The sequence below is a fragment of the Nocardioides sp. Soil774 genome (genome assembly GCF_001428125.1).
In the GTDB taxonomy this organism is placed as follows: Bacteria; Actinomycetota; Actinomycetes; order Propionibacteriales; family Nocardioidaceae; genus Nocardioides.
On the sequence record NZ_LMSM01000001.1, the window covers coordinates 302,490 to 326,278 of the forward strand.

At 72.6% G+C, this 23,789-nt stretch carries 28 protein-coding genes; 14 read left to right on the forward strand and 14 right to left on the reverse strand.

Annotated features, from left to right (window positions below; all coding sequences use genetic code 11):
* Window positions 1-63: 63 nt before the first annotated feature.
* From ASG76_RS01505 to ASG76_RS18925, 3 genes are read right to left on the reverse strand one after another with little or no spacing between them, the layout of a single operon-like run.
* On the reverse strand, window positions 64-243 hold the full coding sequence (locus ASG76_RS01505; RefSeq protein ID WP_056598974.1) for a hypothetical protein: 180 nt from the start codon (window positions 241-243) through the stop codon (window positions 64-66).
* On the reverse strand, window positions 236-1,033 hold the full coding sequence (locus ASG76_RS18920) for a phosphatase PAP2 family protein (RefSeq protein WP_056598978.1): 798 nt from the start codon (window positions 1,031-1,033) through the stop codon (window positions 236-238). The genes ASG76_RS01505 and ASG76_RS18920 overlap by 8 nt, the downstream gene beginning before the upstream one ends.
* On the reverse strand, window positions 1,030-1,917 hold the full coding sequence (locus ASG76_RS18925; RefSeq protein WP_056598981.1) for a 2-oxo acid dehydrogenase subunit E2: 888 nt from the start codon (window positions 1,915-1,917) through the stop codon (window positions 1,030-1,032). The genes ASG76_RS18920 and ASG76_RS18925 overlap by 4 nt, the downstream gene beginning before the upstream one ends.
* Window positions 1,918-2,015: 98 nt before the next feature.
* Here ASG76_RS18925 and ASG76_RS18930 point away from each other — a divergent pair, with 98 nt between their 5' ends.
* The 5 genes from ASG76_RS18930 to ASG76_RS01540 all read left to right on the forward strand — a co-directional run bounded on the left by ASG76_RS18930 (window position 2,016) and on the right by ASG76_RS01540 (window position 5,181).
* A complete protein-coding gene (locus ASG76_RS18930; protein ID WP_157558881.1) occupies window positions 2,016-2,255 on the forward strand; it encodes a hypothetical protein in 240 nt (79 codons plus the stop codon).
* 4 nt (window positions 2,256-2,259) lie between these two features.
* Entirely contained in the window at window positions 2,260-2,760 is a 501-nt protein-coding gene (locus ASG76_RS01525) for a mycothiol transferase (protein WP_056598987.1), read from the forward strand.
* A gap of 4 nt (window positions 2,761-2,764) precedes the next feature.
* Window positions 2,765-3,526, forward strand: coding sequence for an MOSC domain-containing protein (locus ASG76_RS01530; RefSeq protein WP_056598990.1), 762 nt, complete (start codon window positions 2,765-2,767; stop codon window positions 3,524-3,526).
* Window positions 3,527-3,545: 19 nt separating this feature from the next.
* The gene (locus tag ASG76_RS01535) at window positions 3,546-3,767 is read left to right on the forward strand and encodes a hypothetical protein (protein ID WP_056598993.1); all 222 of its coding nucleotides are present in this window, start codon (window positions 3,546-3,548) and stop codon (window positions 3,765-3,767) included.
* A 112-nt stretch (window positions 3,768-3,879) separates the two neighbouring features.
* A complete protein-coding gene (locus ASG76_RS01540) occupies window positions 3,880-5,181 on the forward strand; it encodes a FlgD immunoglobulin-like domain containing protein (protein WP_082587160.1) in 1,302 nt (433 codons plus the stop codon).
* A 28-nt stretch (window positions 5,182-5,209) separates the two neighbouring features.
* On the opposite strand, the gene ASG76_RS01545 is transcribed toward ASG76_RS01540, so the two are convergent.
* Together ASG76_RS01545 and ASG76_RS01550 are read right to left on the reverse strand one after the other, a co-directional pair.
* Window positions 5,210-5,947 (reverse strand): hypothetical protein, encoded by a 738-nt coding sequence (locus ASG76_RS01545; protein ID WP_056598999.1) that lies wholly within the window; start codon window positions 5,945-5,947, stop codon window positions 5,210-5,212.
* A 60-nt stretch (window positions 5,948-6,007) separates the two neighbouring features.
* Window positions 6,008-6,292 carry a hypothetical protein gene (locus ASG76_RS01550; protein ID WP_056599002.1) on the reverse strand — a complete coding sequence of 95 codons (285 nt, stop codon included), beginning with the start codon at window positions 6,290-6,292 and terminating at the stop codon, window positions 6,008-6,010.
* 390 nt (window positions 6,293-6,682) lie between these two features.
* On the opposite strand from ASG76_RS01550, the gene ASG76_RS01555 reads away from it, so the two are divergent.
* Together ASG76_RS01555 and ASG76_RS01560 are read left to right on the forward strand one after the other, a co-directional pair.
* A complete protein-coding gene (locus tag ASG76_RS01555; RefSeq protein ID WP_157558882.1) occupies window positions 6,683-7,915 on the forward strand; it encodes an HNH endonuclease signature motif containing protein in 1,233 nt (410 codons plus the stop codon).
* A 98-nt stretch (window positions 7,916-8,013) separates the two neighbouring features.
* Entirely contained in the window at window positions 8,014-8,532 is a 519-nt protein-coding gene (locus ASG76_RS01560) for a hypothetical protein (protein WP_056599008.1), read from the forward strand.
* A 36-nt stretch (window positions 8,533-8,568) separates the two neighbouring features.
* Here ASG76_RS01560 and ASG76_RS01565 read toward each other — a convergent pair whose 3' ends face one another.
* The 3 genes from ASG76_RS01565 to ASG76_RS01575 form a co-directional block, all read right to left on the reverse strand.
* Entirely contained in the window at window positions 8,569-8,868 is a 300-nt protein-coding gene (locus tag ASG76_RS01565) for a WXG100 family type VII secretion target (protein WP_056599011.1), read from the reverse strand.
* Window positions 8,865-9,182, reverse strand: a complete 318-nt coding sequence (locus ASG76_RS01570; protein ID WP_056599014.1) for a WXG100 family type VII secretion target — start codon at window positions 9,180-9,182, stop codon at window positions 8,865-8,867. Before ASG76_RS01570 ends, ASG76_RS01565 begins: the two co-directional genes overlap by 4 nt.
* 64 nt (window positions 9,183-9,246) lie before the next feature.
* Complete coding sequence (locus ASG76_RS01575; protein ID WP_056599017.1) at window positions 9,247-9,735, reverse strand: TspO/MBR family protein; 489 nt, start codon at window positions 9,733-9,735, stop codon at window positions 9,247-9,249.
* Window positions 9,736-9,888: 153 nt separating this feature from the next.
* On the opposite strand from ASG76_RS01575, the gene ASG76_RS01580 reads away from it, so the two are divergent.
* The 3 genes from ASG76_RS01580 to ASG76_RS01590 are packed head-to-tail and all read left to right on the forward strand — an operon-like array spanning window position 9,889 to window position 12,185.
* On the forward strand, window positions 9,889-10,101 hold the full coding sequence (locus ASG76_RS01580) for a DUF2945 domain-containing protein (RefSeq protein WP_056599020.1): 213 nt from the start codon (window positions 9,889-9,891) through the stop codon (window positions 10,099-10,101).
* A gap of 25 nt (window positions 10,102-10,126) precedes the next feature.
* The gene (locus ASG76_RS01585) at window positions 10,127-11,596 is read left to right on the forward strand and encodes a cryptochrome/photolyase family protein (RefSeq protein ID WP_056599023.1); all 1,470 of its coding nucleotides are present in this window, start codon (window positions 10,127-10,129) and stop codon (window positions 11,594-11,596) included.
* A 40-nt stretch (window positions 11,597-11,636) separates the two neighbouring features.
* Window positions 11,637-12,185, forward strand: coding sequence for a hypothetical protein (locus ASG76_RS01590; RefSeq protein WP_056599026.1), 549 nt, complete (start codon window positions 11,637-11,639; stop codon window positions 12,183-12,185).
* A 9-nt stretch (window positions 12,186-12,194) separates the two neighbouring features.
* On the opposite strand, the gene ASG76_RS01595 is transcribed toward ASG76_RS01590, so the two are convergent.
* From ASG76_RS01595 to ASG76_RS01620, 6 genes are all read right to left on the reverse strand, one after another.
* Window positions 12,195-13,541 carry a hypothetical protein gene (locus ASG76_RS01595; protein WP_056599029.1) on the reverse strand — a complete coding sequence of 449 codons (1,347 nt, stop codon included), beginning with the start codon at window positions 13,539-13,541 and terminating at the stop codon, window positions 12,195-12,197.
* Window positions 13,520-13,954, reverse strand: a complete 435-nt coding sequence (locus ASG76_RS01600) for an ATP-binding protein (RefSeq protein WP_056599031.1) — start codon at window positions 13,952-13,954, stop codon at window positions 13,520-13,522. Before ASG76_RS01600 ends, ASG76_RS01595 begins: the two co-directional genes overlap by 22 nt.
* Window positions 13,947-14,282, reverse strand: a complete 336-nt coding sequence (locus ASG76_RS01605; RefSeq protein WP_056599034.1) for an STAS domain-containing protein — start codon at window positions 14,280-14,282, stop codon at window positions 13,947-13,949. Before ASG76_RS01605 ends, ASG76_RS01600 begins: the two co-directional genes overlap by 8 nt.
* A complete protein-coding gene (locus ASG76_RS01610) occupies window positions 14,279-16,270 on the reverse strand; it encodes a glycosyltransferase (protein ID WP_056599037.1) in 1,992 nt (663 codons plus the stop codon). Before ASG76_RS01610 ends, ASG76_RS01605 begins: the two co-directional genes overlap by 4 nt.
* Complete coding sequence (locus tag ASG76_RS01615) at window positions 16,267-17,487, reverse strand: PP2C family protein-serine/threonine phosphatase (RefSeq protein ID WP_056599041.1); 1,221 nt, start codon at window positions 17,485-17,487, stop codon at window positions 16,267-16,269. Before ASG76_RS01615 ends, ASG76_RS01610 begins: the two co-directional genes overlap by 4 nt.
* A gap of 116 nt (window positions 17,488-17,603) precedes the next feature.
* Window positions 17,604-18,782, reverse strand: coding sequence for an endonuclease (locus ASG76_RS01620; protein ID WP_056599044.1), 1,179 nt, complete (start codon window positions 18,780-18,782; stop codon window positions 17,604-17,606).
* A 322-nt stretch (window positions 18,783-19,104) separates the two neighbouring features.
* Between ASG76_RS01620 and ASG76_RS01625 the strand changes: the two genes are divergently transcribed.
* The 4 genes from ASG76_RS01625 to ASG76_RS01640 are packed head-to-tail and all read left to right on the forward strand — an operon-like array spanning window position 19,105 to window position 23,785.
* A complete protein-coding gene (locus ASG76_RS01625; RefSeq protein ID WP_082587162.1) occupies window positions 19,105-22,389 on the forward strand; it encodes a sensor histidine kinase in 3,285 nt (1,094 codons plus the stop codon).
* Complete coding sequence (locus ASG76_RS01630; protein WP_056599049.1) at window positions 22,386-22,826, forward strand: roadblock/LC7 domain-containing protein; 441 nt, start codon at window positions 22,386-22,388, stop codon at window positions 22,824-22,826. The genes ASG76_RS01625 and ASG76_RS01630 overlap by 4 nt, the downstream gene beginning before the upstream one ends.
* A 13-nt stretch (window positions 22,827-22,839) precedes the next feature.
* On the forward strand, window positions 22,840-23,208 hold the full coding sequence (locus tag ASG76_RS01635; protein WP_056599051.1) for a DUF742 domain-containing protein: 369 nt from the start codon (window positions 22,840-22,842) through the stop codon (window positions 23,206-23,208).
* Window positions 23,189-23,785, forward strand: coding sequence for a GTP-binding protein (locus ASG76_RS01640; RefSeq protein ID WP_056599054.1), 597 nt, complete (start codon window positions 23,189-23,191; stop codon window positions 23,783-23,785). Before ASG76_RS01635 ends, ASG76_RS01640 begins: the two co-directional genes overlap by 20 nt.
* Window positions 23,786-23,789 lie beyond the last annotated feature (4 nt).

Genomic DNA, 23,789 nt, shown 5'->3' on the forward strand with positions numbered 1-23,789 from the left:
AGTGGTCGTTGCCTGGCTCCCGCCGTACCCCGACACCCCGGCGGCATGCGACCCGTCGAGGACTCAGGCGCCGAGCGCCTGCAGCCCGTGGTAGACCGCGAAGGCCGGCCAGACGATCCCCTCGAGGAACGCGAGCACGTGCTGCCAGAAGCCGTCGGCCTGCATCCAGAAGTAGACCCATGCGCCGAACATGCCCACGCCGTAGAGCGCGTTGCCCGCGGCGCCACCTCCTCGGTCAGCCATCGTGACCTCCTCTCCACCGTCCGACGCTAGGTCGGTGGGGGAGCGGGTCGTAGGGCCGTACGTCCCGGCTCGCCGGGAAGGCGGCGACCGGTGACCTGACCCAGCGGGCGACGGCCAGCCCGGTCACGGCGAGCGCGGCGTCGGCGGGCAGGTCCAGCACCCAGTGGTTGCCGGTCGCGAGCACGACCCAGCACATGACGAGCGGGTGCAGCACGCACCAGGCGCGCACCAGCGGGGACCGGGACAGGCGCCACACCACGGCCGAGACCACCACGAGGTAGCCGACGTGGAAGCTCGGCATCGCGCCGATCTCGTTGGCGACGCCGACCGGGCGGGCCAGTCCGTCGACGAGCGTGGCGCCGACGGTGTCGGTGTAGCCGAGGTCGGTGAGGCGGGGCGGGGCGAGCGGCCACAGGACGTAGACCGGCAGGCCCACGATGCCGCCGACGAGCAGGGCGTTGCGCAGGAACGCGTAGTCGCCGGGATGCCGGACGAAGAGCCCGACGAGCGCGACGGCGAGGACCGGCAGGTAGCCCCAGACGTAGAACCACGACGCGAACGTGCCCAGCCACGGCACCCCCTCGATGCCGGCCTGCGCGGCGTGCTCCCAGTCCAGGCCGAGGCGCTGCTGGAGCACGAGCAGGGAGTGGGCGTGGGAGACCGCGACGCCGAGGTCGTCGAGGGTGAGCCACCGGGCGACGAGGTTCGCGGCCAGCGCGACGCCGACGACGGCGAGCTCGACGGCCGCGCCGCGCAGCCCCGGGGCGCGGCGCAGGAGCAACGAGGTCATGGACGTGGCGGCCAGACCGGGACGACCTGCTCCACGGTGACCGTCGGGTCCGCGAGCAGGTCGGGCTCGGACACCAGGCGGCGGATGACCTCGGCGGTCTTCGCGAAGTAGAAGCCGTCGGTCGCGCGCTCGTCGAGGGTGTAGGCGACGTCGACGCACCGCCGTGCGACGACCGCGCCGGACGCGTCCACCACGGGCCGCGGCGCGACCCGGCCGATCGCGACGAACGCGCTCGCCGTGCCGAGCTCGTAGAGGTGGTGCAGCGGCGGGTCGATCCCGATCGAGCCCGCGTGCACGACGTAGACGCTGGTGTAGAGCGGGATCGACTCGACGAGCCGACCGGGGAGCAGGTTGTGGTAGTCCAGCCAGCGCACCGAGCGCGCCACTCCGTTGAGCACCGGGCGCGGCCACGACGCGAAGAAGTGCACCAGCCGGTCGTCGCCGCCCTCCTCCACGCCCGCACGCTCGCGGCGCACGACGACGTCGACGAGGCGGCGTACGTCGTCCACGGTCTCCGTGCCGGTGAGCACCACCCGCGCCTCGGACTCCTCGGCGTCCTCCGCCATGCCCTGGCGCACGACGAAGGAGATGCTGATCTCGTCGTGCTCGTAGGTCCGGCGCCCGGCGACGAAGCGGTTGGTCTCCGGTCGCAGCCGGACGGTGCGGGCGATGGCGGTGAGGAAGACGTGGAACAGGCTGAGCCGCTCGGACCGCGGCCGCCCGGCGTTGGTCGCCTCGAGCCAGGCGAGGAGCTCGTCGACCTCGATGCGCTGCTGGAAGTAGACCAGGGACTCGGTGCGGGTGGGCATGACGAAGGGGATGATCCGGCGCAGCGCCGGGACGTCGCCGACGTGGTGCGCGTCCGGCCGCCGCTTGAGGACCATGCCTCGACGGTAGGACCGGATGCCGGGCCGCGGTCGGGCCGAACGGCCCCACCCCGATGGGCCTTGTGTGCCCGCAGACCCTTGGCAACCGTGGGGGCATGACTGACGAAGCGCAGCAGGCAGCGACCGAGGCAGCCCAGCGAGTGGTCGAGGACGTGAGCTCCTGGCAGTACAGCGCCGAGGGCGGCACCATCGCCCAGCAGCTCGACGAGGGCCTGGCCCAGGCGAAGGTGCGGCTCGACGACGACGAGCGCGCCCGGATCCTCGCCGAGATCGACGACATGAAGGACGAGCAGTCGAGCACGCCGCAGGTCAGGTCCGCGACGCCGGCGGAGTGATCCGATGGACGTGCGCGGACTGCTGACCGAGGGCTTCGGCCGCATCACCGAGCTCTACGCCGACCTCGCGGGCGACCTCGACGACGAGACCCTGCACCACCGGCCGGGCGGCACCGGCAACCCGATCGGGTGGCTGCTCTGGCACCTGGCGCGGGTGCAGGACGACCACGTCGCCGACCTCGCCGACCAGCCGCAGGTCTGGGAGACCTTTCAGGAGCGCTTCGGCCTGCCCAACGGCACCGACGACATCGGCTACGGCCACACCAGCCAGCAGGTCGACGCGCTGCGCATCGAGGACCCGAGCCTCCTCGGGGAGTACCACCACGAGGTGACGCTCGCGACCGCGCGCTACCTCCTCGGCGTCGACGAGGCCGAGCTCGAGCGGGAGGTCGACCAGCGGTGGGACCCGCCCGTCACCGCGGGCCAACGGCTCATCAGCATCCAGGGTGACTGCCTGCAGCACCTCGGCCAGGCGGCGTACGTCACGGGGCTGCTGCGACACTGAGGCCGTGCTCGACCTCACCGTCCACAGCGTCGGCTTCTCGCCCGTCAAGGGCACGCGGCACCTGCCGCTCGAGCGGCTGGAGCTCGACGAGCGGGGCCCGGTCGGCGACCGGTCGTGGTGCTTCGTCGACGTCGCGGCGCGGCGCGTGCTGCGCACGGTCCAGCACCCGTCGCTGATCGCCGTCGTCGCCGCCGCGACCGGAGGCGCGCTCGAGCTGACCCTGCCCGACGGCGACCGCGCCGGCGGCGTTCCCGAGCTGACCGGCGAGACGCTGACCTGCGACTACTGGGGTCGCCCGGTCGGGCTCGCGCTGACCGACGGGCCGCACTCCGCGCTCGCCTCGCGCTTCCTGGGCCACGACGTACGCCTGGCTGCCGCGCCGCGCGGCGGGGTGGTGTTCGCCGCGCCGGTCACCGTCGTCGGCACCGCCTCCCTGCGTGACCTGGCCGAGGCGGTGGGCCGGCCGGTCGAGGCGGCGCGCCTCCGCGCCACGCTCGTGGTCGAGACCGACGAGCCCTACGTCGAGGACACCTGGCTCGGCGCCGAGGTCGCCGTCGGCGACGCCACGCTGCGGATCGGGGCCACCGTGCCGCGCTGCGCTGTGGTCGACCACCACCCGGAGACGGGCGTGCGCGACCTCCGGCTGCTCCAGGCGTTGGCACGCTCCCGGCCCACCAACGCGGCCGGCGAGCCCGTGCTCGGGGTGTACGCCGAGGTGGAGCGACCCGGGACGATCGCTGCTGCAATGCCGCGGAACCACGCGTAGCGAGGCATACTTGAGTCTTATGACCTCCTCGAGCGGCTCCCGACCCAAGCACCTCGCCAGCAGCCCGTTCAAGCAGGCGCCAGAGGCAGAGGTCAAGGTCTTCGAGGTCGACGACCGCGTCAGCCACGACGTCTACGGCCTCGGCAAGGTCATCCGGATCGACAGCCACGCCGTGACCGTCGACTTCGGCTCGCAGGCGATCCGGGTCACCCCGCCGTTCGCCAAGCTGCACCACCTCTGAGCGGCACCCGGCGGGACGGCTGCGCCTGAGCGGGGGACTTTCGGCCCTCTGCGCAGGCCCGCCACGACGAGCAGGATGACACCAGGTTCACACCCGAGACGGGGAGGACGGCGTGTCACGTCGAGCTGTTGGAGTCCTCGCGGGACTGGTGCTGGTCGTCACGTGGTCCGGTGCTGGCGGCGCGTCAGCCCACGGAGCGACCGGGCCCGGGCAGGCCGCCGGCCCGCGCCCGCAGGCCACGGTGGCAGCACAGGCGTTCTCGCCCAACGGCGACGGGGACTCGGACATCGGCGTCATCCGCTTCACCGTTCCCCACTGGTCGGACGGCGTCGACCTGACCATCCGCCGGCCTGACGACAAGGCGGTGCGGACCGTCCGGCTCGGGCGGGTGTCGAAGGGGAGCCACACGTGGGCCTGGGACGGTCGCGACGACCGCGGCAGGAAGGCCCCGGACGGCACCTACGACGTACGGGTGCACGCGACCGACAGCCGCTGGCTCGACGGTCGAGACCGGATCGTCGTCGACCTGGGCGTCGACCTCGCGCTGCACGCGCCCCTGTTCGGGCTGCCCGAGGGATCCCCTGCCGCCGTCTATCCCCGCACCACGCAGCTGCGTGACGCGGTCCCCCTCACGGTCTCGCACGAGCGCAACATGCGCCGCGTGGTGCTCACCATCTCCGACCCCAGCGGCCGTGTCGTCCTGCGGCGGGTGGAGCACCCGTCCGAGGCGTCGTTCACCCACGACTGGACCGCGCGCAGCCACGGCAAGCCCCTCCCGGCGGGCCGCTACCGCGCTGTCGCCCGAGGTGTCGACCGCGTGGGCAACGCCGGTCGTACGCCTGCGCTGCGGCTGTGGGTCTCCCGCGAGCGGCTGACCTGGCAGGAGAAGGCGATCGACGTCCTGCCCAGCGTGAGCAATGTCGACCTCTGCCGTTTTGGCGGAGGCAACGACTGCGGCGCACCGCAGTATCGCCCGTGCGGCGAGATCGTGCCCAGCGCCATCTTCGACGGTGGCCTCACCTATCGGTCGCGGGAGTGCTCGGCCGACCCGACCGACAGCCACGCACTGGGCCAGAACCACCTGCCGGTCCCGGAGGCCTCGGCGCGCGGCGTGGCGTCGGCCAAGGTCGCCTTCACCGGCCGGCCGACGGTGGCCGGCGGAGACGACCTCGGCACCGTGTCGCTGGCGGAGGACCGCGACGACTACCTCGGCCCGCCGCCCGTGCAGGCGACTGGCTCCACCGGCGCCGAGACCGCATGGGTGGATGAGCCCTATGGCCACGACGCCTTTGTCACCCAGTTCGAGGAATGGGTGCCTCCGGGCGTCATCTGGTGGTTCGAGACCACGGGCACCGACTCCATCGATGTGGCTCGGTTCACCGTGACGGTGCGCTACCTCGCCGTGGCCGAGTGAGCGTGGCGCGGCGCCTCAGTTCGCAGGCTCAGCCGCAGGGCACGGCGCCGAGGCGCGCCAGGCCCTCGCGGTCGCCCGGCCCCAGCTCCACCTGACCGGTGTTGTCGGCGAACATCAGCTCCATCGGCTCCGGCACGTGGGCGAGCCCGACCACGTGGGCCAGCTCGTGCACCACGATCGCCTCGACGACCCGCGGCTGCTGCGCGACGGCCGCGTCGGTGAGGGCGGCCGTGTCGAGCGCGATGCCGCCCGTCACGTAGTAGCGGCGACCCCGCGCACCCTCCTCGGGTGCAGCACCGCCGAGCCCGGCGACCGACCCGGCGAGCTCGGGGAACTCCGTCTCGTCGCCCCACCCGATGACCACCGGGCGCCCGCCGCCCAACGGCACGAGGCTGCCGGTGAAGGGGCGACGGTCGGTGTCGCCGTCGTCCTCGAAGACCAGCCCGGTCGCCGCGGAGATGCGCGCGATCGCGCGGTCGACGAGCGGCCGGGCTCCCGCGGGCATCTCGGCCGGGTTGACGGCGTAGGACACCGGCGAGCACGGGTCCCACGCGACCGGCTCGTCCGAGCCCGGCTGCGTCGCCGCGAAGGCGTACGCCCCACCGCGCGCCTCGATCGCCGGGGCGGGCAGCAGCCGCTCGCGCCCGAGGCCGATCAACCCTCGGACGGTCTCCATCTGCGCCGACGGGTGCAGCAGCACGACCGCTGCCAGCAGCGCAGCGGTGACGACGACCGAGAAGGTGGTCGAGGTCCGGCGGCGGGGCACGGGACGAGTATCGCCGGGTGGTGGTGGCGCTCGGGTCGGATCAGGTGAGATCCGCCGGGATCAGGCGGGCGTGCGCGGGCGGACCAGCCGCGGCCCGTGGTGGAGCCGCCCGATCGCTGCCCCGACCTCCGACAGCGCGTCGATCGCGTCGCGCACGCCCTCGTCCCACAGGTACGCCGACGCGGCCGCGGTGCGCTGCTCGCGCTGCCACCGCGCCAGCAGGCGCTCGAGGACGACCTCGGCCTCACGTCGTGACGCTTCGACGTCGCTCATGCGCGCGTCACGGTGGGCCGAGGCCGCGGCATGCGCGACCCGGTCGTGGTCGAAGCTGCCGATGGGGATCACTCATGTCCCCTGCCCGCGCGTCGGGCGTGCCATGCGCCGATTGAGGAGGTCTAGAGACAACCGGGACGAGTCCTTTACTTCACCTAGACAGTCAGGGCCTCGTGGGTGGCGAGGTCGCGAGGAGCGTGGAACCCGTCCTCACGCTTCTTGTCAACGTATCCGAACACGTGTACGATGGCGTGAGCACGCTGATCCGGAACGGGTCCCACGTCTGAGGTGACGGGGATCCCGGGGTCAGGACAGTCACCCATAGAACCCGTCGTGGTGCTGGCGGGATGCCTTGCGGCTCACCGGTGACGACCCGGCAATGGGTGCCATCAGTCATGCCTCACCGTTCTCGCCCCGGATCCTGGGCGGTGTCCAGTGAGCGCGTGCGAGGAGGTGGCCCCCGTGGATCGAGTGCATCCGATCGTCGAGTGTGCGGCCGACGTCCGTGCCGCGCTGAAGGGTGCCGCGTCGGTGGAGCCGGCGTTCATGACGCTCGCGGAGAAGCGGTCCGCGCTGGTCGCGTTGAACGAGGCGCGTTCGCAGCTCGACGCGCTGAGTGTGCGGCTGCTGGCCGCCTCTGACGAGGTGGGGGAGGTGCAGGGTCTGCGGGACGCGGCGGCGTGGCTGGCGGTCGAGACCCGCACGACCCGCGCGGCGGCGCGGCGTGACCTGGCGCTGGGGCGGGCGCTGGAGCAGCGCCCGGGCGTCGCGCACGCACTCACCTCCGGCGGGCTGCGCACCGAGCAGGCCCGCGTGATCGTGGAGGCGGTCGACGCGCTCCCGGCGCGAGTGGACGCCCAGACGCGGGAGCGGGCGGAGTCGGTGCTGGTCGGGCTCGCCGCGCAGCACGACGCGCGGGAGCTGCGGCAGATCGGGAAGCGGATCCTGGACACGGTTGCTCCGGAGGTGGGGGAGTGCCACGAGGAGTCGGTGCTGCGGGAGGAGGAGTCGCGGGCCGACGCGGGCGTGGACTTCGCGATGTCCGACGACGGCGAGGGCCGCTGCCATGGCACGTTCACGGTGCCGTCCCACGTCGGGAAGATGCTGAAACGGCACCTCCAAGCGCTGGCGAACCCGGCGCGGCACACCGAGGCCGAGCTGCGTGACGAGGCTGGCGGGTGGACGCCGTTGCGGCGTCGGATGGGGGAGGCGCTGGTGGAGTACGTCGAGCGCTACCCGGTGACGGCGTCCCCGCAGACCGCGGGGGTGAACGCCACGATCGTGGTCACCATGACGTTGGAGCAGTTGTTGGGTGAGCACGCGACCGCGCTGCTGGACGACGGCACCCGGATGACCGCGGGCCAGGCCCGCCGGCTGGCGTGCGAGGCAGCCATCATCCCGGTCGTGCTGGACTCGAAGTCGCAGCCCATCGACCTCGGCCGGGCAGCGCGGTTGTTCACCCGCGCGCAGCGCATCGCCCTCGGTCTGCGTGACGGCGGCTGCACCGCCCGCGGCTGCGAGACCTCCGCGTCTGGCTGTCATGCCCACCACGACGACCCGTGGTCCCGCGGCGGGTTCACCGACCTGGCCAACGGCCGGCTCCTCTGCCCTCGTCACCACCGCTTGGCCCACGACTCCCGCTACGCCATGACCGTCCACGCCGACAACAAGGTCGAGTTCGCCAGGCGGACGTAGAACGACCGTCATCCACAGCCGCAGCCGACGGTCGTTTCGGGACGTCGGGGGCGGGGAGGTGATCCCACGTCCCACGATGCCCACACGCGGAGGTCCCCGTGCACCACGATCCCGACTTCATCGGCTGCCTGCAGGTGCATCCGCCGCTCAACGAGGACGAGCTCGACTTCCTCGCCGAGCTCGTGGATTCGGGGCGGACCCTGAGGGGCACGCCGACGGGTCGCGGGCGCGCGGAGGTGCCGTTCGCCCGCTCGGCCTGGGACGCCTGCGAGGACGGGTGCTGCCTGTGGTGGGACCCGGAGATCGGCGAGGAACGATGGTTGGTGGAGACGCTCGAGTTCATCGTCGACCACCTGCTGCGACCCGGGGCGGTCGGCGCAGGACACCCGCGGCTCGACGGCTTCACCTTCGACCACGTGCTGAGCGGCGTGGTCGTGGTCCGGCTCCACGCGGGGGCGATCCTGGTGGAGGTGACCGACAACCTGGTGTCCTCGCGATCGGTGCTGAGCCCGTGCGGCACCACGCCCGCGACGAGCGAGGCGTGCCTCCTTCCGAGCCAGGCGCGCAGGAGTCCGCTGCCGCCCAACGTCGTCGAGCTCAGGCCGCGCCACGCATGAGGGCGACCCGCCCGTGGGCCCCGCGCGGCAGGGTTCTCAGCCGCTGACGGACTTCCACCGCTCGACATTGGCCCCGGCGGCGCGCGAGTAGTGCTCGTCCGCGGTCGCGGCGACGGCGCGCAGCGCCGCCAGGGCGGTGACCATCTCGGCGCAGCCGGTGCGCCAGACGTCGTACGCACTGGCCTCGCCAGTGGCTGCGAGCCCGCGCCAGTCAGCCCCGAGCCGCGCCTGCGCCGCGTCGATGTCGGCGGCCAACGCGATCAGGCCGCGCTGGCACGAGGCGAGCTCCTGCACTGCGGCGCGCAGCTCGTCGAGGTCGACGTCGAAGGCCGTCATCCGAGCCGGCCCGCCAGGTCGGCGGAGTGCACCTCGGCCGTCGCATCGGTGTCGAGGAGGTCGCGACGAGCGAGGTCCACCGCGCCGAGCAGCGCCGACAGGGCGTCGACGACGTCGCACGCCGCACCGTCCCACTCCGCCCAGCGCGACGCGAAGTGGGTGGCGGCGTCGCCGCGCCACGACGAGAGCAGCGCGTCGACGCAGGCCTCGGCGGTGCGCCGGCGCTCGTCGAGCTCGGCCAGCCGGGCGGACAGGGTGGACGACGCGGCCTGGTGTGCGGCGCGGTCGAGGGCGAGGTCTCCCGAGATGATCATGGGCTCGATCGTCGCGACCCCGACGCCGCGGCGACAGCCCCGCGCAGACATCTGTGGACAGCGCTCAGTTGAGCACGACGATCCCTGCGTTGAGCGCCGTGGCGAAGCACGTCCACGCCAGGTAGGGCACGAGCAGCCAGGCCGCGGTGCGGGACGTGCGCCACGCGAGGACGACGAGCGCGGCGACGAGCACGTCGAGGGCGACGATGTCGACGAGCGCCAGGACGTAACGGTCGGCGGAGAAGAACAGCGGCGTCCACGCGAGGTTGAGCACGAGCTGCGCGGCCCACAGCCACAGCACGCCGTCCCAGCCACGGGCGCGCCACAGCAGCCACCCGGCGACCGCGATGAAGAGGTAGAGCACCGACCAGACCGGGCCGAAGAGCCACGGCGGCGGGGCGAAAGCCGGCAGCTCGAGGGCGCGATAGGTCGCCTGGGCCGACGACGCCGCGAGCCCGCCGACACCCGCGACGACGGTGACCGCCACCAGGAACGGGAGCACCGTCCACCACTGGCGGGCGGGCCGCGCGAGGGGCAGGTCCCGGGAGCTCATGCGCCCATCATGCCCACCCGGCCCACGCAGGAGGCCGCGCTCAGGCGCGTCGTCGGGCCTTCAGCACGGTGACCCGCGGATCCGCTCCAAGCGGATGCACGTCCGCTCCTGAAGGCCGGCCGATCCCTTGGCCCGCGGTGGCACGGTGGGTCCATGGCGATCCGCACCGGCACCGACGTGAAGTGGAAGTGGGGCTCCTCGTGGGCCGAGGGCACGGTCAAGGAGGTGCACCACGAGGAGGTCTCCCGCACGACCAAGGGAGAGAAGGTGACCCGCAAGGGCTCCGACGACGACCCGGCCTACGTCATCGAGCAGGAGGACGGCACCACGGTCCTCAAGCTCCAGAGCGAGGTCGAGCGGGCCTGAGGCCCGCCTGCCTAGGCTGGCCGGCATGACCACCCGCTGGCTCTTCGGCGACCAGCTGGGCCCGCACTTCGTCGACGACCACCGCGGCCCGCTGCTGATGGTCGAGTCCCTCGGCGTCTTCCGCCGCCGCCGGTTCCACCGCGCCAAGGCGCACCTCGTGCTGAGCGCGATGCGGCACCGTGCGGCCGAGCTCGAGCGGCTCACCTACGTCCGCGCCGAGACCTACGCCGAGGTCGTGGGCGAGGTCGACGACGTCGAGGTGCTGCACCCCACGTCGTACGCCGCCCTCGGGCTGGTCGAGCGCCTCGGCGCCACCGTGCTCCCGGCGCGGGGGTTCGCCACGGCCCGCGACGACTTCGAGCGCTGGGCCGAGGGCCGCGGCCCCAAGCGCCTGCTCATGGAGGACTTCTACCGCCGCGCGCGGCTGGCCCACGGCGTGCTGCTCGACGGCGGCGAGCCCGCCGGCGGGAGGTGGAACTTCGACCACGACAACCGCGAGCCACCCCCGAAGGGCGCGACGTCGCTCGGCGTCACCGACCCGTGGTGGCCCACCGAGGACGACATCGACGCCGAGGTGCGCGACGACCTCGACCGCTGGGAGCGTGAGGAGGGCATCGAGACGATCGGGCGCGACGGCCCGCGCCGCTTCGCCGCGACCCGGCGCGAGGCGCTGGCCGCCCTCGAGGTCTTCGTCGAGCACCGGCTGCCGGAGTTCGGCCGCCACGAGGACGCGATCCTCGAGGGCGACGACTGGATGGCCCACAGCCTGATCAGCGCGCCTCTCAACCTCGGCCTGCTCGACCCTCTCGAGGTCGTCGAGCGCGCGGAAGCGGCGTACCGCAGCGGTGCAGCGCCCATCGCCAGCGTCGAGGGCTTCGTCCGCCAGGTCATCGGCTGGCGCGACTACGTCTGGCACCTCTACTGGCACCAGGGCGAGGGCTACCGCCGCGAGAACGCGTTGCGCGCCACCGAGCGGCTGCCGCAGTGGTTCGCCGAGCTCGACGCCGACGCCACCGATGCGCGGTGCCTGTCGCACACCCTCGACCGCGTCGCCGAGCACGGCTGGGTGCACCACATCCCGCGGCTGATGGTGCTGGGCTCGTACGCCCTCCAGCGCGGCTGGGCGCCGACGCAGGTGACCGACTGGTTCCACCGGGCCTTCGTCAACGGCTACGACTGGGTGATGGTGCCCAACATCGTGGGCATGTCGCAGCACGCCGACGGCGGGGTGATGGCGACCAAGCCCTACACGTCGGGCGGCGCCTACATCAACACGATGTCCGACCACTGCGGCTCGTGCCGCTTCGACCCCAAGGTGCGCGTCGGTGACGACGCCTGCCCCTTCACCGCCGGCTACTGGTGGTTCCTCGACCGGCACCGCGAGACCTTCGCGGGCAACCACCGCATGGCACGCGCGGTCAACGGCCTCGACCGGCTCAAGGACCTCGATGCCCTCCTCGAGCAGGAGGACGCGCGGGGCAACCGCGCGCCGTGAAGCACTGACCCCGGGCCGCGACCAGCGATAGCGTCCGCACATGGAGCTCCCCTTCGTCCTCAACGCCGTCCCCGGCCTGGTGCGCGTCGACTACCGCCGCAACACCGACCCGGCGTCGGTCGGGTGCCAGCCCGACACCGTCGACTACCCGATCTGCACGGCCACGGTCGAGCGGCCCTTCCGCGGCTACGACTCCCTGATGGGCTGGGTGCAGCTGGTGCGCTCCGACGACAACGAGAGCGGCGGGGAGCGGTTCGAGATGGACCCGCTCGCCTTCCTGGGCGACCAGGCGCTCCCCTACTGCTGGCTCGGGCTCAACCCCACGCTGTTCGACGCGCCGTCGCGCTCGCCGCGCGTCGACATGGACTGGATGGCCCACAGCTTCCTCTGCGTCCCCGACGACGTGGGCAACGGGCTGGAGGCGCGGCCGATGCTGGGCTTCTCGTGGGGCTTCGTCGCACGGGGCGGTGAGATCACGCTCGTCCCGCCGGCCGTGCTGGGCGACGCCGACTGGGACTCGCACCTCGACACCCTGCGCGAGCGCCACCCGCTGTGGCACTTCTCGCCGGGGCTCGCCGACCTGTCCTGAGGCCGCACCTCAGGCCCGCTTGCGGGTGAGCCGCAGCGCCGCCCACGCCCCACCGACCAGCACCAGGCCGAGCGGGATCCAGCGCCACGCGACGGTGCCGTCGTCGGTCTTGCCCCCGCTGTCGTCGTCGCTCGCTGCCGGCCCGGCCGACGCGGTCTGCGCGGTGTCCGCCACGACGCGGGTGACCGGCCCGAGCCGGACCGTCGAGGCATCGAGGTCGTGGCGCAGCGCGCTGGCGAGCGCCGGGGTGTGCGTGGCGCGCCAGTCGGCGACGTCGTCGTCGATCTCGGCCTCGGGACGGGTGAGCTCCAACCAGCTGATCGCGCCGATCGCGGGATGGTCGGCGACCGCAGCCAGCACCTGGCGCCACCACGCGCGCTTGAGCCGCAGCTCGCCGGCGCCGCGCTCGCTGGCGGTGTCGTAGAGCGCGGAGGTCTCCACGAGCATCGGTCGACCCGACGTGGCGTAGCGGTCGTAGAACGACGTACGCCGCTGGCGCGTGCCGTAGCCGAAGCTGTCGTCGAGCCGGGCCTCGAGCTCGCCGGCGCCGGGGACCGCGTTGTTGCCGAAGTGCTGGCGGTCGCCGTAGTGGTAGAGCGAGAGGCCCACCCAGTCGACGTGGCGCTCGCCGGGGAAGTAGGGGGCGTAGGGGTCGTCGCCGTCGTCGACCGTGCCGTCGCGGTCGGTGTCGAGGACCCCGGCCACGCGCCCGCCGGCGGACTCGACCGCGCCGTAGGAGCGGCCGAACGGGTAGCCCGCGCCGTAGGCCGGCGCCCACACCATCTCCGCGTGGGGCGCGTCGCTGACCTCCGAGGCGTGCACGGCCTCGGCGACCGTGCGGAACGCGGAGACGTAGCGCTGGGGCTGCTGGCCCCAGATGGTCCACGAGCCGTTCATCTCCGGGGCGAAGCGCACCAGGAAGTGGGTGTCGAGATCGTCGTGCAGCGCGGCGAGGTCGGTGGCCAGCACCTCGGCGTCATCGCGGGTCAGCGAGGTGAGCGCGACCTGCGGCTCGAGGGTGAGCAGCGCGACCGCGCCCTGGCCCGAGGCCGCCTCGGCGAACGACGCGAGGTAGCCGCGGTCGTCCTCGGTCAGCGGGTAGTGCACCCGCTGGGCGTAGAGCGAGGGCGTCTCCCCGAGCCGCTCCGCGTAGTCGGCGGGCCGGTCCTGCTCCCAGTCCAGTCCGGGGCCGAACCACGGCTCGCCGGCCATCGGGGACGGCGCCGCCTCGCCTGCCGGCCCGGCCACCGCCGGCGCGCCGGGTGCGGCGAGCGCGACCGCGGCCACCGCGGCCGCGAGGAGCCCGCGCGGGGACGGCGTACGCCAGCAGCGGCTCAGTCGGCGGTCCGCCGGCACACGAGCCTCCACTGGTTGCAGCCGTCGACCCGGTCGTAGCCGACCTCGTCGACGGCGGCGACGGCGAGCGCGAGGCCGCGGCCCGAGGTCGCGTCCGCGTCGGGCATGGTCACCGCGCCGAGGTCGAGCGACGCGGGCACGCCGTTGTCGGAGAGCACTGCCTCGACCCGGTCGGCGGACATGCTCAGCTCGACGGTCAGCATGCGGCCGCGACGGTCGGCGTCGAGGGCGAAGGCGTGCTCCACGATGTTGGCCACGACCTCCACGACCGCCAGCTCGAGGCGCAGCCGGTCGGCGGGCGAGACCGACTCGTCGTGGGCCCAGAAGGCAGCCAGCCGGTCCTGGACGAGGTCGAGGCTCTCCGGCTCGACGGGGGCCTCGAAGGTCTCGGAGACCACCTCGGCCTCAGCCATGGAAGGCACTCTCCACGTCGTCGCGCGGGCGCAGCACCTTGTCGAGGTTGGTCAGCCTGAAGACCGTCATGACCGACTCGGTGGGGCGCGCGATGCGCAGGTCGCCCCCGGCCTGCCGGGCGGTCTTGAGCCCGGCGACGAGCGCGCCGAGGGCGGAGGAGTCGAGGAAGGTGGTCTCGGCCAGGTCGACCACGATGCGCGGCGTGCCGCTGTCCACCAGCCCGGTGAGGGTCTCGCGCAGCTCGCGGGCGGCGACCATGTTGAGCCGGCCCCGCGGCACCACGACCCCGATGCCGTCGTCGGTCGTGCGGACGTCGAACTCGATCATGCTGCTCCTTCTTCGGACGGACGGGGGGTGAGGACGCGGGCGTCCGGCTCGGGCTCGAAGCCGCGGTAGCGCACGGCCTTGATGATGACCGAGAAGATGACCAGGTCGAACACGACCCAGACCATGTTGAAGATCGTGCCGAACGGGCTCGCGTGACCCAGCGCGAGGCGTACGCCGCCGGCGACGAGCGCGAGGCACAGCAGGCCCATCGCCACGAGCTGCGGGCGGACCAGGTCCCACCGCGGGCCGGTGTGCTCCCGCTTCTCCTTCGGCGTCACCGCGAAGTCGAGCGAGCGCCCCAAGTAGACGTTGCCGAAGGCCGAGGTGAACGAGCGGATCCAGACCGGGAACAGCGCGAGGGAGTACTGCTGGCCGCGCCACGTGGGCCGGCCGTCGGCGACGACGAAGAACAGCAGCTGGTTGACGAGCAGGAACGGCACCAGGCGGACGAAGAAGTCGGTGCTGAGGGCCTGCACCGGGAGCACGCCCAGGGTGAGGTAGGCGATGGGGGCCGCGATGTAGACGAGCGCGGCGAAGCCGGACAGGTAGGTCCACATCGTCGCGAAGTACATGAGCTTCTGCGCGAGGGTCAGGCCCTTCTGCACGAGCGGGTTCTCCCGGAACATCACCTGCGCCGTGCCCTGAGCCCAGCGCAGCCGCTGCGTGAGCATGGTCTGCAGGTCCTCCGGCGCGAGGCCCTCGGCGAGGATCTCGTCGTGGTAGGCCGAGCGCCAGCCCAGGCCGTGCATCCGCATGCAGGTGGCCATGTCCTCGGTCACCGAGATCGTGGCCATCGGCATGACCGGCTGGGCCTCGCCGCTGCGGTCGACGTCGATCGCGCGGACCAGCGCCTCGACCGTCTCGACCGCGCCGAGCGGCGACCACTCGCGGTCGGCGAGCTGGCGCAGCGCGGTCTCGTCGATGGTGGCCAGGCTGATGTCGGGGGCCTCGGCGAGCTGGTCCAGCCCGGCGATGATCGCCAGGTCGTCGTGCAGGGCCTGCAGGTCGGAGTCGACCAGGGCGCGCCGGGTCGCCGCGACCCGCTTCTGGAAGCGGTAGGTGACGTCGAAGAGGGCCTCGCCGCGGTCGAGGTCGCGACGTGCGCGGGCGATGTCGTAGGCGATCTCCTCCAGCGCCCGGCGTACGCCGTCCTCGTCGGGGCCGAGGTCCTTGCGGGCCTGGCCGATCACGGCGTCGGCGGTCCTGAGCGCGCGGCGCACCCCGACCTCGATCTCCCCGGCGTAGCGGGCGATCCCGATCTGCATGAGCGCCTCGCGGCGGATGACGGCGTTGGACCCGCAGAAGAAGGCGGCGTTCCAGCCGTCCTTGCCCTCCTGGATGGGGCCGTAGAACAGGGGCGCCTGGCTGCCGAGCGGGTCGTCGTCGGGCACGTTGACGAAGTACTGCGGGGTCTGGACCAGACCCATCCGCTCGTCGCGGAAGTAACCGAGCGTGCGGTCGAGGATCTCGGGCTTGGGCACCATGTCGGCGTCGAGGATGAGGAGGAACTCGCCCTCGGTGGCCTCGAGCGCGTTGTTGAGGTTGCCGGCCTTGGCGTGGCGCGGCATGCCGGCCCAGTCGGCCGAGCGGGTGATCCAGCCGATCCCCTCGGCCTCGGCGCGGGCCCGCAGCTCGGCACGGTTGCCGTCGTCCAGGATCCACGTGCGGTGGGGGTAGGTGATGCGCTGCGCCGCGCGCGCGGTGTCGAGCACGAGGTCGAGGGGCTCGTTGTAGGTCGCGATGAAGACGTCGACGCTCAGCCCGGGCTCCGGCTCCGGGGGCTCGCCGCGGCCCTTGAGCCGCCACACGGTCATGCCGAAGAGGAGCGAGTCGACGAGGCTGTAGGTCTCGGCGATGACGAGGGGGACCGCGATCCACCAGGCGTCCCAGTTGACCGAGAACAGCCACCGCCACACGACGTAGTTGACGCCGAGGACCGCCGTGACGAGCGCGACGACCCGGACGACGGCGCGGCGTGCTGGGCTCACCGCACGTCCTCGGAGGAGCGGTGCACCACCACGGCGGTGACGTCGTCGAGGTTGAGCCGCGACGTCGCCAGGTGGCGGACGGCGGCGAGGGTGCCGGCCGGGTCGTGGTGGTCGGCGACCAGCCGGCCGACCTCGCGCCACCACTCGCGCTGGTCCTCGAGCAGGTCGAAGAGCCCGTCGCTGAAGACGAGCATGCGGTCACCCGGGTCGAGGCGGGTGCGGTGCTCGGTCCACGTGTCGTCGTCGAGGATGCCGATCGGCCGGTCCTCGCTCACGAGGCGCTCGACCGAGTCGTCGGCGCGCACGATCACGCAGAGGCCGGCACCGGCGTCGACGTAGCGCACGGAGCCGTCCTCGACGTCGATGGCGCACTGGAAGAGCGTCACGAAGGACCCGCCGCGGTCGAGGTCGCTCTGCAGCGTGCGCGCCACGCGGTACGTCGTCGAGCCGAGGTCGGCGCCCGCCACCACCGCCGGGTGGGTGCTGCGCACGGCCGCGCGCACGCCCGCGCCGATCAGCGCCGCACCGGTGCCCTTGCCCATCACGTCACCCAGGCCGATGTGGACGATGCCGTTGGTGAGCTGGAAGTCGAAGAGGTCGCCGCCGACGCTGAGCGCCGGGAGGCAGATGCCCTCGACGTGCCAGCCGCGGTGCTCGATCGGAATGGCCGGCAGCATCGCGGTCTGCACGCGGCTCGCCCGCATCATCTCGCTCGACCCGACCAGCTCCTGCTGCGCCCAGGCGGCGAGGTCCTCCAGCGTCTGCAGCTCCTCGGCGTCGAGGGTGCGCGGGGCGGTGTCGAAGAGGCAGAAGGTGCCGACGACGTTGCCGAGCGGGTCGCGCAGCGGAGCGCCGGCGTAGAAGCGGATCCCTCCGTCGGCCACGATCGGCAGGTGGGCGTAGTGGGGGTCCCGCGTCGCGTCGGGCACGACCGTCACCTCGCCGACGCGGTGGGTGCGGTCGCAGAACACGTCGTCGCGGGGGGTGACGGCGGGCTCGAAACCCTGCGCGCTGGGGAACCACGCGCACTCGCCGTCGAGGACGGTGATCGAGGCCAGCGGCGTGCGGAAGACGGTGCGGGCGAGGCGGGTGATGCGGTCGAAGCGCTCGTCACGGCGCTGCTCGAGCGGCACCCCGAGCCCCAGCGCGTCGATGGCGCGCTGCCGGCGGGACTCCACCGAGGACGCGTCGGCCGGCAGGCCTGTGTCGGTGCTCATGTGGTGGTCCTCCCGAGACTCCGGTGGCCCCAGGACCACAGTGACGCTCGTCAACCTATCGGGTCGGAGGTCGCGAGGAGACCGGTACCGGCCTCCTCGCGAGCGCTCGGTCCGCGTCAGTTCCAGATGGCCGCGGCCCACTCCGGGTGGTCGACGAACGGGTTGCGGTTGCCCTGCCACTGGGAGTGGATGCGGTCGTTGCGGCGCATCTCGAAAGCGTCGACCGGGTCGGCGGTGTTCCAGGCCAGGAGGATGTCGAGGTCGCCGATGCGCGGGACCGCGCTGCCGGAGACGGTGCTCAGCTCGAGGTTGGTGAAGCCGTCGTCGCCCTCGTAGCGCACCGCCATGTAGAAGAGCATCCGCGCCACGTCGCCCTTGACCGCGTCGCGCGGCTCGAAGGAGTCGGCGTCGGTCCAGCAGTCGGTGCAGCCCGACACGGCCGTGCCGCCGTTGTCGAAGTCCTTGTTGCCGCGGGTGCCGTTGACCGTCACGTCCTCGGCGCGCAGGTGGTGCAGGTCGGTGCCGGGCCCGGCGCTGGTGTCGAAGCCACCGCGCGACTGGGCGAAGACGTGCTCACGGTTCCACTGCCCGATGCCGCCACCGTTGTTGGACTTCGCGATGGAGCGGCCGGTGTAGAGCTCGATCACGTTGCTGGTGTTGTTGGGGTCCTGGTCGGTGTCCTTCAGCGCGGTCCACACCGTGTCGTAGGACAGCTTGGTGTTGTTGTCGATGATGTCGTGCAGCGAGGTGCGCAGCGCGCTGCCGGTCTTGCCGATCGCGGGTGCGTAGTAGGTGGAGTCCCACGGGCTCGTGCCACCGCTGGGCGGCGGCTCGGTGGGCGTCGTGCCCCCGGCCAGCGCGAAGGCGGACGTGCTCGTCATCCCGGGGTGGGAGAAGTACGCCGACAGCGCACCGGTGACCTCGATCTGCTTGCCCATCAGCGACGGGTTGGTCTTCAGGCCCCACTGCGAGCGGAAGGCCGAGGGGATCTGGACGTAGAGCATCGAGGACGTGCTCGTCTGCGAGGCGGAGTCGGCGATCGCCAGGGCGTAGTCGCTGGGGAAGCCGGAGCGCACGACGGTGCTCGTCGCGGTGGGCTGGCCGACGACGTAACCGCGGACGGTCTGCGTCGCGCCGGTCTGCTGGCCGATCGCCTGGCTGACGGTGAGGGGGGTCGCGGCCGTCGCGGGCGGCGTGCTCGAGGGGAGCACGAGCAGGACGAGCGACAGGGCGAGGGCGAGGGAGAGGACAAGGGCGGACGCGTGCGACCGACCCTTCCCGAGATGAGGGGTCATGGCGGTGATCGTGCACCACGTCGGCGCTGCGCGGAAGAGAGGCGAGACGACGGCCGAGTGTCCAGAAAGTGTCTGCATCTGTCGAAGGCGGCCAGCACCACCCGTCCCACGACACTTCACCGCTCCCAGCTCTGGTGTGACCGGTGGTGCCGGTGGGACACTTCGCACGCTCAGCCGCAGTGCGCTAGACCCCTTTACACCCTCATCACCACAGTTCTGCCAAAACGCCACGGAATGTCGCAAGACTCTTTAGGTTGAGTCTGCTCCGGTCCCCCCGGGGCACGTTTCGTCGTCGAAGACGCTCACCAATCGCGAGGCACACATGACTCAAGATGCAGCCCAGCCCCGGAGGGGCGCGGGTATCTCGGTCGCAGGCTGGCCGCTGCGCCGCAAGATGGCGCTGGCGCTGGCGATCCCGCTGCTGCTGGCCGCCGTCCTCGGTGGCCTCCGCGTGTCGGGCGACCTCGTCGACTCCCGGCAGGCTGCGAGCAGTGCCAAGCAGGTCACGATCATCCAGCCCGCGATCGACTACCTGACCGCGTCGGAGTCGGCGATGGTGGCCGCGCAGTCCGACAGCGCCGCCAGCCAGGGTGACCTGATCGACGCGATCGACGACATCACGACCAACGCCGAGACGCTGGTGCAGGCGCGCGACACCGCCGACCTCGACGCGGTGCAGACCGAGCACGTCGACGCCCTGCTCGACCTGAGCCAGGCCATGCGTGGCGAGGGCGCGGAGAACCTCGGCCCGGCGACCTGGATCGCCCTGGTGCGCCAGCTGGAGTCGAGCGTCTCCCAGCTCATCACGAGCGTGAACGCCGCCCAGGAGACCCCCGAGCCCCGCCTCGAGCAGCTCTCGCAGACCATGAGCGGCCGGCTCTCGCTGGCCCTGCAGCAGGGCCTCATCGCCACCGCGCTCTCGCAGTCGAGCTCGCAGGAGCTCTTCTCGGAGATCGGCGTGGAGGCGGCGGCCATCGACCGTCTCGCCGGATCCGTCGCGGGCGCCGAGGACCAGACGGCCCTGCTCCGCACGCAGAACACCCGTCACGCCGGCCAGATCCGTGACGACTCGGCCACCAACCTCGACGGCCGCGACGCCTACGCCCCCTACGACGAGATCACCCAGACGCTCGCCAGCGGCGTGACCGACACCCTCGACGAGGCGGCGTCCGACGCGCAGCGCAACGCGCTCGTCGGTGCCGTGCTCACCCTGCTCGCCCTCGCGGCCGCCGTCTTCCTGGCCCTGTTCGTGGCCCGCAGCCTGCTCGAGCCCATCGGCAAGGTGCGCGAGGGCGCGCTCGCGGTGGCTCGCCACCGCCTGCCCGACGCCGTCGCGCGGATCCGTGCCGGCCAGGAGCCGGAGCCGATCAAGACGATCGACGTCACCACCAACGAGGAGATCGGCCAGGTCGCGCGAGCGGTCGACGACCTCCACCGGCAGGCCATCCACCTCGCCTCGGGTGAGGCCCAGCTGCGCCAGACCGTCAACGCGATGTTCGTGACGCTCTCGCGCCGCTCGACCTCGCTGGTCAACCAGCAGCTCGCCCAGATCGAGCGCCTCGAGCACGACGAGGAAGACCCCAAGCGCCTCGAGTCGCTCTTCCGCCTCGACCACCTCGCCTCGCGCATGCGTCGTACGGCCGACTCGCTGCTCATCCTCGCCGACGCCCCGAACCGTGCCGCCGGCCAGTTCAGCCTCACCGTGGGTGAGGCCCTCCAGGCCGCGACCTCGGGCGTGCAGGACTACCAGCGCGTGCAGGTCCTGTCCCACCTCAGCACCCGTGTCGGTGACGACGCGGCGCCCGACGTGGTCCACCTGCTCACCGAGCTCGTCGACAACGCGCTCACGTACTCCCCGCCGGCCGAGCCGGTGCGCCTGGCCGCCAAGCTGGGGGCCGACGGCGTGACCATCACGATCACCGACTCCGGCCTGGGCGTGCCGCCCGCCGAGCTCGAGCAGCTCAACAGCGACCTGCAGCACGGTGCCGAGGCGACCCCCGACACCGCGCGCCGCATGGGCCTGTTCGTGGTCTCCCGGCTCGCCGAGCGCCACGGCATCCAGGCCCGCCTGGCCCGCAACCCCGGCGGCGGCATGACCGCGTCGGTGCTGCTGCCGCCGTCGGTGCTGCCCGAGCTGCCGCAGGTGGCCGCACCGGCCGCTGCCGCGGCTGCCGCCACTGCCACCCCCGCCGCCTCTGGCACGCTCGACACCGCCGCGGTGGCCGTTGCGGAGCCCAAGCGCGAGTCGCGCAGCCGCACCCGCTCGGAGAAGGCGGCCGAGAAGGCAGCTGAGAAGGCAGCCGAGAAGGACCGCGCCAAGGCTGCCGCCGAGGCGAAGAGCGCCGCGACCGAGGCGAAGGAAGCCCCCGTGGCCCCCGCCGCGTCGTCGGCCGTCACCGAGGACCGGCCGCCGCTCGAGAGCCTGCTCCCGCGCCGCGAGCCGGGAGCCAACATCCCCCGCACGGGTGCCGACGCGTTCCTGCCCCCGGAGACCTCCGGTGCGACCGGTCCGCTGTTCGGCAAGCGTGCCGAGCCGGCCGCCGCCGACGCCACCGCGAGCGACACCGCGGCGAGCGACCTCGCTCCCGAGGAGCCCAGCGTCTCGGAGAAGGTCGCGCCGGTCGTGCCGATCACCGCCCTGGCCTCACGCCAGCGGGCGCAGGCCGTCGAGGAGGCGCGCGTCGCCGAGCCCGTCGCCGAGCCCGTCGCCGAGCCCGTCGCCGAGCCCGTCGTCGAGGAGCCCGTCGCGGAGCCCGTCGTCGAGGAGCCGGTCGCCGAGCCCGTACGCGCCCACGACCCGCTCTCGGACCCGCTGTCCGACCCGCTGTCCGACCCGCTGTCGGCCGACGCGTTCGGCGCGGCGGAGCAGGCCGAGGAGCCGCAGCCCGAGCCCGAGCCCGAGTTCGAGCCGGAGGCCGAGGCGGAGCCCGAGCCCGAGCGCCCGGCCGCCGCACGGCGCGACGACGTCGAGGTCGACGCCGACGACCCGCTGGGCCTCGGTGGTCCCCGCCGGTCCGCGCCCGTCGAGTCCGCGCCCGTCGCGGAACCCGTCTCCGAGCCGGTCGCCGAGCCCGTCGTCGTACCCGCCCCGGAGCCGGTCGTCGTGCCCGCCCCGGAGCCGGTCGCGGCCCCGGTCGCCGAGCCCGTCGCGGTCCCGGCCGCTGCGGCGCTCGCCACCGGCCATGTCGGCGACGCGGCCAACGGCCACGCGCACAACGGTGCGTCGAGCAACGGCCTCGCCGCCAACGGCACCGCGACCCGCACCGGGGGAGACTCCCCGATCTTCAAGTCGATGCGCTCGGGCTGGCTCGCCAGCGAGGGCGAGGGCGAGTTCCACCAGACCGAGGTGGACCGCGGCTGGGAGATCGCGGCCCAGAACGTCGTCGAGGACACCCCTGCCGCGGTCGTCGACACGTCCGTCACCGGACTTCCGCGACGCGCCCCCGGCGAGCGCCTCGTCCCGGGTAGCGTGACGCCGCCCGCGGCGGCCAAGACGCGCGACCCCGAAGCGATCCGACGCCGCCTCCAGGCACACACCGCGGGAGTCTCCCGCGGTCGACGAGCAGCCCAAAGTTCCACACAGCACACGGAAGCAGGCCCCGCATGAGCTACGAATCCTCCGCCTCCGCCGCCGGCGTCAACACCGCTGGGGACGACCGCGACCTCGACTGGGTGATGTCGCGCTTCGTCGAGGAGGTCCCCGACGCCGCGCACGCCATCCTGGTGTCCGCCGACGGTCTCCTGATGGCCTCGAGCACCAGCATCCCTGGTGAGCGGGCCGAGCAGGTCGCCGCGGTCTCCTCCGGGCTCGCCAGCCTCGCGGTCGGCGCCGCCCGCCTCTTCGAGGGCGGGTCGGTCATGCAGACGATCGTCGAGATGGAGATGGGCTTCCTCATGCTCATGAGCGTCGGCGACGGGTCGAACCTGACCGTGCTGACGACCGAGGAGGCCGACATCGGCCAGGTGGGCTACGAGATGGCCCTGCTGGTGGACCGTGTGGGACGTACCGTCGAGGCCCAGGCCCGCGTCGGTACGGGCGGCTGACCGGCCCACGGCCATGACGCCCCCACACGAGCCGGACGACGAGGCCTACACCCCTCGCCTGATCCGGTCCTACACCATCACCGCTGGCCGGACGGCGACCTCCGTCGACCTGGCCATGGAGGCCACCTTGCGCCTCCAGGCTGGTGCGGAGGCGCCCGTCCTCAGCTATCCCGCCGCGCAGGTCCTCGAGGTCTGCGACAGGCGTTCCGTGGCCGAGGTGTCGGCCCTGACCAAGATGCCGATCGGCGTGACCCGGGTGCTGCTGGGTGACCTCATCGAGCAGGGCCTGGTCCGCATCCAGGCCACCATCACCGAGAAGACGTCGACAGATGAGCGTCTCGAGCTCATCGAAAGGACCCTCCGTGGACTTCGAAACTACTAAGGCACAGCGAGCCGCCGCATCGACGAAGATCGTCATCGCGGGCGGCTTCGGCGTCGGCAAGTCGACGCTCGTCGGCGCCGTCTCGGAGATCGACCCGCTGCGCACCGAGGCACTCGTGACCAACGAGTCCGAGGGTGTCGACGACCTCGCCGCCGTGCCCACCAAGGCCACCACGACGGTGGCCATGGACTTCGGCCGGCTCACGCTGGCCGAGGACCTGGTGCTCTACCTCTTCGGCACGCCCGGACAGCGACGCTTCTGGTTCATGTGGGACGACCTGTGCCGCGGCGCCATCGGCGCGATCGTGCTGGTCGACGTGGCCCGCCTCGACGAGTCGTTCTCGCCGCTGGACTACTTCGAGTCCAAGGGCATCCCCTTCATCGTCGCGGTCAACGAGTTCGACGGCGTCCCGCGCTACCCCGCCGAGGAGATCGCCGCCGCGCTGGCCCTGCCCGCCGACGTACCGATCATCAGCCTCGACGCCCGCGACCGCGAGCAGGCCAAGGGTGCGCTCGTGAAGATCACCGAATACTCGCTCATGCGGCTTCGTGAGTCGCTCACCGTGAATGCGAACTGAGACC